The organism is Pseudothermotoga sp. U03pept, from assembly GCF_051235805.1.
In the GTDB taxonomy this organism is placed as follows: domain Bacteria; phylum Thermotogota; class Thermotogae; order Thermotogales; family DSM-5069; genus Pseudothermotoga_B.
On the sequence record NZ_JBPNXV010000001.1, the window covers coordinates 1,502,347 to 1,513,671 of the forward strand.

The following is an 11,325-nucleotide window of genomic DNA, read 5'->3' on the forward strand; positions in this document are numbered from 1 at the left end:
ACAGATCAACCAACAAGTGAGCTTGGAAAGTTCGAGATTAGTTGAATTCTCAAAGAAACTGAATGAATTGGTCGGCAAATTCAGGATATAATAAAATAAATTAGAGATTGGGGGAATCTATTCTGAATAAACCATTACTTTCTGTTGCGATGATCGTCAAAGATGAAGAGCACAACATTCGAAGAGCTCTGGACAGTATAAAAGATGTTGTGGATGAAATAGTGGTGGTCGACACAGGATCAAGTGACAACACTCCCAATATCGTTCGAGAATACACAGACAAACTGTACTTTCACCCATGGAAAAACGATTTCTCAGAAGCGAGGAACAACTCGCTCAAATACGTCAACTGCGAGTGGGTTTTGATCTTCGATGCCGATGAAGAAGCCTCGCAAGAGTTCAGAGATGGGATAAGAGATTTTCTCAGTTCACTGCCGAGGGATGTCAATACAATCTACCTCCCAACCATCAGTTACATGGATTGGGATTTCAAAAGGACAGAAACAGCTTCTACACCACGAATCTTTAGAAATGGTACAGTCCACTACGAGAACATCGTTCACAATCAGGCAATATACAAACCCAGAGTTGTGAATGCAAATTTCGTGATCTATCATTACGGTTACATCTGGACCAGAAAGCTCAGGAAGCAAAAATATGAAAGGACAGCAACACTCATAAGAAAGCATTTGGAGCAGTGTAAGAACGACCAAGAGAAGATCTACTACCTTGTTCAACTTTACAAGACTGAAAAAACTGGTGGTAAGGTTCATCAGGCGGCAGAGGTTGGTTGGCAGGTTCTAAAGTTGCTCAGACCGATGACTTCGATACCGGCGATTGGTCTGGAGTTTCTGTACATCTTTTCATTCGATCTAATCAACGCAGGCTTGTACGATCTTGCAATGGAACTTGCCGAGGCTGCAATAAGAGCAACTCCACAGTACCCTGATCCTTATTTTTCTCTGCTCAATGTACACTTCAGAAAACAAGAATGGAGCAAGGTAGTCGAACTGCATGAAAGGTTCAAAAAAGCCGTCGAAAGCGCTTCAAAGAATATTGAGAAATTCGGCTGGACTATAATGTCTTTCAAAGATATTCCAGCAGCAGATCTCATGGCAATGATTGCTTACATCGAACTTGAAGAGTATGAAAAACTAAACGAGATTGCCCGCGATCTCTTTGAGCGTGACAGCGATCTTCCCACAGCTTGGATTCAACACTTGATCAACAAAATCGCCGAGAAAGATATAGAAAAGTGTTTGCCAACCCTCAAGTATTTGACAAAACTGGTGAACAAGAAAGAACTGAGGGTGAACATGCAGCCTGTGTACGAAAGAATCGCCGAGAAACACATTCACGTGAGCTTGCAAGATATCGTTGTGAAAGATGTGTCCCCGATGAGCTTTGCTCTGCTTCAGAGGATAGATACTAACAGAGATCTTCTTTTAGAATCTATGAGTTCAGGTAATTTGCAGAACATAGTCAAGGAAAATGGTGTTGGCGGTTTACTCTTAGTTTATTCACTCTTGGAAGATTCTAAGAAGAAGTCTTTGGTGGAGAATTTCGTCGAGGATGAAGACACAGTAGTTCGTGGAGTTGCAAAGGCAATACTGGCAGATCATCTTATCAAAGAAAGGAAGTTTTTGGAAGCAATAAGGCTTTATAGAGATGCCATACAGCTTGTACCAGAACTTTCGCAGTTCGTTAAGCCAGTTGTCGAAGATCTGAAGACCAGATTGGATTCAACTATAGAAGGCGTATACGAGGAGTTGTACAAATTCTACTCGAGGCAGAAGGAGTTCTTGGTCGATTTCAAGAGATATTTCGGAAACGGTGTAAACAAAATACACCTGCTCTCAGACAGCGATGTTGCACTCTATGCTTCTGCAGTTCACAGCCAGAACGAAACAAAAGCCGTTGAATTGCTCGAAAGAATAAGACAACCTGAACATTTCCCAATGTATTATTATAGGCTCGCCAAATTCTACTCAAAGATAGACAAGAGGAAATCGTTGTCTTACCATGTAAAAGCCGTTGAGGAAAACGAAAGGCTCGCAGACATAGTTGGCGGAAGATTTCCCTATACAGGGCTCTACCCGAATATCACTCTCAACTGGTTCAACGATAAGGACGAGCTACTGTGGGTTGGCAACTTATCAGAGAAGTTCTGCACCTTCGGGGTGATTCATCCTGTGAGGGCTTGGTACAAGAGCAAGAATGGTTTGATCTATGCAAAACCTTACCCCACAGATGAGTCACTCAAAGCGTACGAGAAATTCGAACAAGAAGCTTACACACCCGTACCGATGAGGGTTCAACCGAACGAGCTCTGTAGAGTGCTTTCAAGACTTGACTGCCATGAGCTGAGGGTAACAGGTCAGTACGAGAACATGAAGGGTGTTTTTTCAGAACTTGAGATCACAGTAAACGAAAGGTCAAAGAACTTGCTCGTGCTCTTTGGTGTCGAACAAACGACAGAGATGAAAAACATAGTTTTAGATGCCGAACAGGTTACTGTCTTCTACCGAACGCCGAGTATCTCAGAAGATAACGACATGGTCTGGTACTATCCAGCTTTTCGTGTCCTGAGAACGACGGCAAAGATCAAAGAAGAGCTTCGCTCACTTGGTTTCAAGATCATAGACTCTGAATACTTTTCAAACGGACTACGCGCCGTTGTCGCCAAACGCGAAAAATGAAGGATCAGTCACTCAACTGTTTTTGCATGACTATGAAGCCAATCTCGTTGAGTTCTTTAACTTTGACAAATCCAAAATCTTCATAGAGTTTAATGGCTCTGTTGTTGGAAAGATGAACGCCAATCTCTAAGACTCTTGCGCCCTCATTGTATTCCTTTTCAATCGTCTGAAGGATTTTTTTACCAAGTCCTTTACCTTGAAATTCCTCTTCGATTATCAGCGCATGAATGTGGAGAACTTCGTCTCGCTTCTCTGTCCAGAAAAAACCTGCGATACGCTCTTGAAGGTACACTACTTGGATCTTTCCAGTTTTCTTGAAAAGTTCTTTGAATTGTTCAGCAGAAACTCCTAAGCTGTTCATGACGTTCTGAAGGTAAGTTGAGGTGTACTTCATCATTGAATCAAAGAGCTGATCGTACTGCCACTCTTGAGCCTGCAAAAGTTGCATGAAATCCCCCTAAAAGGAAAACTACAAGTATTATAGCAGTATCTTTGACAAAATGAGAAAAGAGGATTAGAATAGAGTTGAACGATTGTTCAACTGTTGAGGTGATATTGTGAACAAATTCATGTGCTCGGTTGACAAGATTCACTCACAACGTGTTAGAGACGTTTGCAAGAACCTTGAGGATGAACAAACAACAGAGAGGATGGCAAGTCTATTCTCGACCTTTTCAGATCCAACGAGGTTGAGAATTCTCTTAGCACTTGAGAGGATGGAACTGTGCGGTTGTGATCTTTGCGCCATAACTGGAGCTACAAAGTCTGCTGTGTCTCATCAGATGAGAATATTGAAGATGGCTAATTTAGTCAAGAGCAGGAGGGAAGGAAAGCAAATTTTCTACTCACTCGCCGATAGACACGTGTTAAAGCTCCTCAAGACAGCACTCGAACACGTAAAGGAGAGATGAAGATGAGAAAACGTTATCAGCTGGAGAATCTGCACTGTGCGAACTGTGCCGCAAAGATAGAGAAAGCCCTGTCTCAGACAGAAGGCGTTAAGAAAGTGAGTTTGAACTTCACTCTCGGTACACTCGATATTGAAAGCGACCGCGAAGTGAATGTTGAAAAGATCATCCACTCAATCGAAAGCAACGTGAAAGTCTCTGAAAACGACAACAGAAAATTCTCTGAACTGATTTTGTTGTTAATGGCATCTGTCTTGCTGGTTTCCTCCTTTGTTCTTCACCTATGGTATTTGGCTGTTTTTTCATACCTTCTGGTGGGTTATGATGTGCTGTTGAAAGCCTTTCGTAATCTCAGAAGGATAGCTGTTTTTGACGAGAATTTCCTTATGAGTATTGCAACGATTGGTGCTATCTTTTTGAAACAGTACGAAGAAGCTGCTGCTGTGATGGTTCTGTACAAAATCGGTGAGTTACTACAGAATATGGCTGTGAATCGATCACGAAGATCTGTGAAAAAGCTCGTTGAGAGTATGCCAAAACATGCCTGGCTTGTTAAAGAAGATCATTTTGAAAAGGTTGATCCCAGAGATCTTGAAGTAGGGCAGATAATCTTGGTGAAGAGTGGTGAGAAAGCACCGGTAGATGGAGTTATCTTAGAAGGAAGTACCATTATCGACACTTCACCTCTGACTGGTGAATCTATGCCAAGATACGCAAGCGCCTCTGAAACCATACAGGCAGGAGTTATAGTGAAAGGAGCACCTGTGAAACTGCGTGTTCTGAAGAATTTCGAAGATTCTTCAATGACGAATATACTCAGATTGGTAGAAAATGCCTCAGAAAGAAAAGCCAAGTCAGAGAAATTCATCACAACCTTTGCCAGATATTATACACCTGCCGTTGTTTTGCTGACAGTCTTCGTGTCCTTCATAGTGCCAATCCTCACAGCGCAGAGGATGAGTATTTGGATCAGTAGAGGTTTGATCTTGCTTGTGATCTCTTGTCCGTGCGCACTGGTATTAGCAGTGCCGTTGGCTTATTTTGCAGCGATTGGCAGACTTTCAAAGGAAGGCGTCTTGATTAAGGGATCAACCTTCATCGATACTCTTGCTGCTGTCAAGAATGTTGTCTTTGACAAGACAGGTACTCTAACCAGCGGCGAATTCGAGATAACCAAGATAGAAAACACAAACGGTTATTCACAAGACGAAGTTTTGATGTATTCTGCGCATGCAGAGGTCAATTCAAACCATCCAGTTGCCAGATCTATTGTTAGATCGTCACAGAAGATCAACCATTCAGTTGTGAAAGATTTTCATGAACTCAGTGGCTTTGGTGTCAAATGTTCGGTGAATGGAAAGACAGTTCATGTCGGAAACGACAAATTTCTTCATCTTGAACAAATCCCACATCCGCAAACTGTGTGCAGTATGGATGCGGATTCTGCAGTGCACGTAGCTGTAGACAAGGAATATGCGGGTAATATTCAGCTCACCGAGAGACTCAAAGAAACCTCAATGTCAGCTGTGAAGAACCTTCAGCAAGAGGGCATAGATGTTTATATGCTCACGGGCGATAATGAAAAGAAGGCAGCAAGGATTTCGGAAAGACTAAGCCACATTAAGTACCACGCGCAGCTGCTCGCCCAAGACAAACTCACACTTTTGGAGGATAAGATAATGAAGACGGGGAAAACTGCCTACGTTGGCGATGGAATAAACGACACTCCGGCACTCGCGAGGGCAGATGTTGGTATAGCGATGAATGGACTTGGAAACGATGCTGCCATAGAGATAGCAGATGTCGTAGTAATGAGCTCAGAGCCGATCAAGGTCGTGCAGTCAATAGAGGTTGCAAGATTCACAAGGAGAATTGTTTTGCAGAACATAATCTTTGCGATAGCAACAAAAGTCTTTTTCATTGTCCTTGCGATAGCTGGAAAAGCAACGATGTGGGAAGGTGTTTTCGCAGACACCGGTGTAGCACTGCTGTGCACACTCAACTCAACAAGAATACTCTTCTTTAAAGGAAAGGTGGGTTGAACAGCCCACCTTCAAACTCTCCATATATCGTAAGGTGATTTGAGATATCTGTAAAATCTTTCGCAACTGTTGTTCTTAACAATCTCTCTGAAGATAAAAAACGATGGTCTTGGAACGAGTTGCTTTGTCTGGTAATCTGTTTCGGCAAGCCCAAAACGCATATGGTATCCTCTTGCCCATTCATAATTGTCAACGATCGACCAATGTAAGTAACCAAGCACATTTATACCTTCTTCAATAGCCTTTTCTGTTGCGTAAAGGTGTCCAACCAAGTGGTATGGTCTGAGCCAATCTCTACAGTCAGCCACACCGTTCTCGCTCACGATTATGGGTAGTCTGTACCTGTTGTAGATCGATCTAAGAACTTTCAGAAGTCCTTCTGGGTATGTCTCCCAACCAAAATCGCTCACTGGTCTGGAATCTTTTGAGAAACCACCTGCAGGGCAGTTGTAACCGTATCCATCGACTATCGTCCATTCGAGCGAGAAGGCTCCCAGGTTGATCGCCGGTATTCTATCGATCATCGTTCTGGTGTAGTAGTTGATACCTATGAAATCTGTCTTATTCTTTAGATCTGACCGCTCCTGGAAAAACACTTTCCCGAAGATGACTGCATCTAAAAACAGGTAGTTCATCAGATAGGTCGCATTCTCTTCGATCTCTCTGTCCTTACCAACCGATTCATAGACAGATGCAGAGTAGATTATTCCAACTGGTTTTTTGCTGAGAGATTTAATACAGTCGTACGCTCGTGCATGAGCTTGTGCCTGGTTCAAAAGACTCTTGATGTACAACTCGTGACTAAAGTAAGAGGGAGGAAAACCAAATCTGCTCATCACATACCCCATTTGGCTCACCACATTCGGTTCGTTCATTGTTGAATACATATCCACAAGATCGTCGAACTTCCAGGCAACATAGCTTGCAAATTTCGCAAATTCCACAACGGTTCGATCGTCTGCCCACCCCATCTTCTCGGTCGCTTGACCTCTGTGAACGGCGATTGGATCGTGAATCCAGATAGGGAGCGTGAAATGAGATAAATTGAGTATAACCTTCAATCCTCGATCTCTCATGTCCTTCAAGATCTGTCTGTAATGTTCGACAGCGTTTTTGTTCGCCAGATTTTCGAGTTTTTCAAGATCCTTTTGCGTCACTGAGACCTTTGTGATCCCGTTTTGATTTTCAACGCTGACTTGAACTTCGAAGGTTGGGTTTGGAAAGATTCTTGACCATTCTATGTTTGTTCTAAGTGCATTCATGCCAAAATCCACAGCAAGTTGGTGTAAGACGGGAAAATTATTCCAATAACCAACACCGTACTCTGGCAAATGTCCACTCACCGCACCCGTGATGAGATTTTCCGGTTCTCTTACCCAAACAAACCAGTCTGTATTAGGATCTACATCTTCACCTGCATAGCCCATCTCTACCTGGAAACCAGCCATCGATGCACCGAACAAAAAGTCTTTTGGAAACATGAACTTACCCCCTTTCTCTTAGAGCAATCATCTTTTGCTCGAGTGATTGCACGTCTTTTGCAAAGTACAGAGCTAACAAAAACAAGAAAATCGAACACCCAAACCAAAAGTACGCCGATACCTTCATCGCCGCGCCAAGAGAACCGAGTAACACAGACAGAGAACCACCGATCCATCTACCAACACCGGTTCCAAGAGAGTCTGTGAGGTTGAAGATCGAGAAGATTCGTCCTCGATCCTGCGGTTCGTTGACGTTCAAAAGCATGAACTTCACATTTGCACCGGTGAGGCTGTCCATCAAAGCTGCAGCTAAACCGAGCATTCCAAGAATCAAAAGCCCCTTTGACCCCACAGCAGAATAGTCTATAGTGAGAACTGTGAGCCAAACTCCAAGTGCAGTAGTGGTTGCACAGAAAATCGGCACGGATGGTTTTGATATCTTGTACAGTCTTGCTCCTACCCAGCCACCTATGATCGTACCTAAGATGTTCCCGATCCCAAAGATCAGGAAGATGACTGTAGCTGTCTCCACGGACAAATTCCTCTCTCTGCGAAAGTACTCGACCAGGAAATACGGTATAGCTCCCCAGGGAACCGTTCCAAGGATACCTTGAAGGAAAAGAAGGAGGTTTGTCTTGATCGTTACCAATTTGGCGTAATCTTCGAGCTTGGGTAACTTGGGGTAGCTATAACCAGCCTGAACGAGCTCACCTATTCCTTTTTCAAAAGCGCCGCGTTTCGGCTCTTTCAACACGAAGAATGCGATCAACGCGAGTACCACATTTGGCAGTGAAACCAAGATGAAAGGAATTCTCCAGCCAAAGGTAGAACCCAAGAAACCTCCGACGATCATCCCTAAGATTGAACCGACAGAGATCGCAGATGCCAAGAGGGCTACCACTTTTCCTCTGCTCACCTCGTCAAACATGTCCCCCACAAGAGAATAGACTATAGGAAAACTCGCACCAACACCGATTCCCGTCAGCACACGCCAGAAGAAGAGCTGACCAAAGGATGTAGAAAAGGCGGTCATGAAACAAGGAATTTCTCCGACAAGAATGGAGTAGATCAAAAGGTTTTTTCGGTTGTACTTGTCGGACAAATAGCCCCATACAAGGCTTATGAGAGCACCAACAACTGTGAAAAGCGCCCCGACGAAACCTATGTGGGCGTCGGTTACGTTGAACTCTTCTTCTATCATTCCTATAGTTGGGGACATAACCATTTGATCGGCATTCAAAAGCACCATCAGTATTACCAAAAAGAAGACAGAAAGTGTCGTTTTCACATCGTCACCTCCCCAGAATGATCATCTCAAAAAAAGTGCCAGCACGATGACACCAGTACCAACCACTTTGAAGATCCCAACAGGTTCTGACAAAACCAAGAACGCAAGAAAACTTGCAACTGCTGGTTTCAAATAAAACACGATACTCGTTCGAGTTGGCCCGAGTTTCTCCATGGCTTTGAAATAAGTGACATACGCAAGCCCTGTTACACAGACACCGGCGTAGAGTAAGATCATCCATTGCCCGATGTTGATGACTGGAAATCTCAGATTGTTGGTGACAAAGAGCAGGACACCGTAAACAAGACCCGCTGAGAGAATTGAAACCGCTGTGGCGTTCAGCGAACCATATTTGAGTGTGAAATCCCTCATCAGTACAATATAAAGGGCAAAGGTTATCGCCGCACCGATTCCACATATCAGACCAACTAAACTATCGCCTTCAAGCCTGCCATAAGAGAGTACCAAAACTCCTATTAACCCTATAAAAACACTTAGAATTCTCTTGAAATCGAGTTTTTCTTTTCCAAGCAGCAATGAAAAAACACTCACGAACAAAGGATTTGTAGCCACAAGTGTCGCTGCCGTTGAAGCATTTGAGAACTTCACAGAGAGTTGTAAAAGGGACATCGACAAAACACCGTTAATTGAACCTATGATAGAAATCAACATCATGTCTCTTGGGGCAATTCTTTTACGAGCGAAGACGAGTAGAAAGATTCCACCCACGAGAAATCTGAAAAAGGTGAGGAAAAAAGGATCGACTTGACTCATCAAAGGTTTGGTGAGAACTTCCATAGATGACCAAAACAAAAGTGTTGCCACCAGATAAAAATAGACCAAAGTGCTCACTCCTTTTCTATGACTCTTTGAGTATGTCAACAAATGTATTCACAATCAGTGGATCAAACTGAGTGCCTGCGTTTCTCTTCAGTTCTTCAATCGCCTGTTGATCTGATAACGCCCTTCGGTATGGTCTATCACTTGTCATTGCATCATATGCATCCACAACGGCTATAATTCGTGATTCAATCGGTATCTGCTCTGCTTTTAATCCATCTGGATACCCGTTCCCATCAAACCTTTCATGGTGATGTCTCACGATCTTTGCCAGTTCGTCAAGCCCAGCTTTCGCAAGCAATTCAGAAGCGATGGTCGGGTGTACTTTTACCATTTCATACTCTTCTGGTGAAAGCTTTGATGGTTTACACAAAATCTCTCTTGGAATCGCTATCTTACCAATATCGTGAACGAGGCTTGCCCAGTAGACTTTTTCGACGCTCTCATCCCTTGAGAGTAGGCGTTGAGCAATCTTAGTTGCATACTCACTTGTTCGACTTGAATGAACAGCAGTGTAAGATTCATGGTAATTCAAAACAGTCAGCAAGACATCGCTGATCTTCCTGAAGAAGTTCCTCTGACGTTCTTCGTACTCTTTCATCTTCATGAAAACTTTAGTGATATTCAGTGTTGCCTTTACCAGTTCGATAATCTCTCCCTCTAAGGGAAGCTCTCTATGGTTGAAAAGCATGAGGTGGCTTTTATCTTCTGAAGCAAGGCAGATCGTCTCATAGACCCTGTTGTTGAAGGTGATTTCAATTTGACTTGGGATATTTTGAAACCTACCGATGGGGAGAGTTTGACTTCTTTGCATTCTCTTCACACTTATGAACTCCATTCCATTGTCTTTGATTCGCCCGTAACAGATATCCCCGTGCACATAAACAGCCGAGCAATCCGGCACTATCGACCTTACAAGCAGTAGAAACTTCAAGAAAAACTCCTCATCACTTGTGACAGCAGCTATTTGACCAAAGAGATCAATTGAATGATTGAACCTCTGCACAGTTGTTCTAAGCCCTTCAAACATCATTTCCAGTTCTTTGTTCAATCTTTCAAGCTCCTCAGCTTGAGCACTGATTTCCTCATTCGCCGCGAGAAGTTCTTCCTTCTTCTCTTCGATTTCTTTTACGCTCTTACCCAACTGTTCTGTACGCGTTGCAACTGCTTTTCTCAGCAGAAATACCCAAAGCAAGAATATCAAGATGACAATACCCGATGAGATCAACATGAACAACAACCACAATGGCAACACTCTTTTCTCTTCATGTGTTCCAAGATAGCGGCTGAGCAAGAGGCTGTAATTGGACTGATCTGATTTCATCTTTGACAAATATCTATCAAATGCCTCTATGAGCATTTGGCTTTTCTCTGTGTTCTTTGTGAAAGCAAATCTGAGCTCTACCGGGGAAAAGACTATACCACTCATCTGAAGGGAGTAACGTGGAACATTTTTCTGGGCGAAGATCCTGCTGACAACGCAAAGATCGGCCATATCTTTCTGAACGGCTTGAAGCGCTTTTTCGTAATCTTCTACGTTAAAGTACCGAACCGTTAGTTTGAAATCTTCGATCTGTCTTTTCAGAGATTCGGCGTAAACATCACCAACCATGACAGCAATGATCTTGTTTTGTAGGTCTAAAAGAGAGTTCACAGCCTTTTTGGCGCATAGAACTCCCCAGTTGATTATCACAGCTTGATTGTTGAAATCAAAGATCTCCGCTCGACTTTGTGTGTACGCTATAGCCGTCAGCAAATCTATCTGACCATCTTTGAGTTGTTCTACTAACCAGGAGAACTCACCGAAAACATATTGAACTTCCCAGTTGTTCTGCAGAGCCACTTGCTCAACGATCTCGGCATACAAACCAGATGCCTTTTGATTTTCAAAATCTATCAAAGGAGGATTGTGATAAACCCCCACCTTTATGGTGATTGAGAGGCATAAAGAAGAGATCAAAAGCAGCAAGAAACTCAACAACCGCATCAATTTTATCCCCCAGAGTCGAACCTTTTCTAAGAGATTATAACATCGTGATCTGTCGAGAAGGAGGACAGGATAAAAAT

The 11,325-nt window shown here is 43.2% G+C and carries 8 protein-coding genes; 3 read left to right on the forward strand and 5 right to left on the reverse strand.

Features of this window, described 5'->3' with window-relative positions:
• Window positions 1-149 precede the first annotated feature (149 nt).
• Window positions 150-2,699: a tetratricopeptide repeat-containing glycosyltransferase family 2 protein gene (locus ACSFC1_RS07425; protein ID WP_435565468.1), complete on the forward strand. Its 2,550-nt coding sequence runs from the start codon at window positions 150-152 to the stop codon at window positions 2,697-2,699.
• Window positions 2,700-2,703: 4 nt separating this feature from the next.
• On the opposite strand, the gene ACSFC1_RS07430 is transcribed toward ACSFC1_RS07425, so the two are convergent.
• Window positions 2,704-3,147: a GNAT family N-acetyltransferase gene (locus ACSFC1_RS07430; RefSeq protein ID WP_435565469.1), complete on the reverse strand. Its 444-nt coding sequence runs from the start codon at window positions 3,145-3,147 to the stop codon at window positions 2,704-2,706.
• Between the two features lie 109 nt (window positions 3,148-3,256).
• On the opposite strand from ACSFC1_RS07430, the gene ACSFC1_RS07435 reads away from it, so the two are divergent.
• On the forward strand, window positions 3,257-3,610 hold the full coding sequence (locus ACSFC1_RS07435; RefSeq protein WP_435565470.1) for an ArsR/SmtB family transcription factor: 354 nt from the start codon (window positions 3,257-3,259) through the stop codon (window positions 3,608-3,610).
• A 2-nt stretch (window positions 3,611-3,612) separates the two neighbouring features.
• Window positions 3,613-5,649 carry a heavy metal translocating P-type ATPase gene (locus tag ACSFC1_RS07440; RefSeq protein ID WP_435565471.1) on the forward strand — a complete coding sequence of 679 codons (2,037 nt, stop codon included), beginning with the start codon at window positions 3,613-3,615 and terminating at the stop codon, window positions 5,647-5,649.
• An 11-nt stretch (window positions 5,650-5,660) separates the two neighbouring features.
• Here the strand turns inward: ACSFC1_RS07440 and bgaS are convergent, their stop codons facing one another.
• The 4 genes from bgaS to ACSFC1_RS07460 are packed head-to-tail and all read right to left on the reverse strand — an operon-like array spanning window position 5,661 to window position 11,245.
• Window positions 5,661-7,130 (reverse strand): beta-galactosidase BgaS, encoded by a 1,470-nt coding sequence (bgaS, locus tag ACSFC1_RS07445; RefSeq protein WP_435565472.1) that lies wholly within the window; start codon window positions 7,128-7,130, stop codon window positions 5,661-5,663.
• A 4-nt stretch (window positions 7,131-7,134) separates the two neighbouring features.
• A complete protein-coding gene (locus ACSFC1_RS07450; protein WP_435566012.1) occupies window positions 7,135-8,379 on the reverse strand; it encodes an MFS transporter in 1,245 nt (414 codons plus the stop codon).
• 60 nt (window positions 8,380-8,439) lie between these two features.
• Window positions 8,440-9,261, reverse strand: coding sequence for a DMT family transporter (locus ACSFC1_RS07455; protein WP_435565473.1), 822 nt, complete (start codon window positions 9,259-9,261; stop codon window positions 8,440-8,442).
• Window positions 9,262-9,277: 16 nt separating this feature from the next.
• On the reverse strand, window positions 9,278-11,245 hold the full coding sequence (locus ACSFC1_RS07460) for an HD domain-containing phosphohydrolase (RefSeq protein WP_435565474.1): 1,968 nt from the start codon (window positions 11,243-11,245) through the stop codon (window positions 9,278-9,280).
• Window positions 11,246-11,325 lie beyond the last annotated feature (80 nt).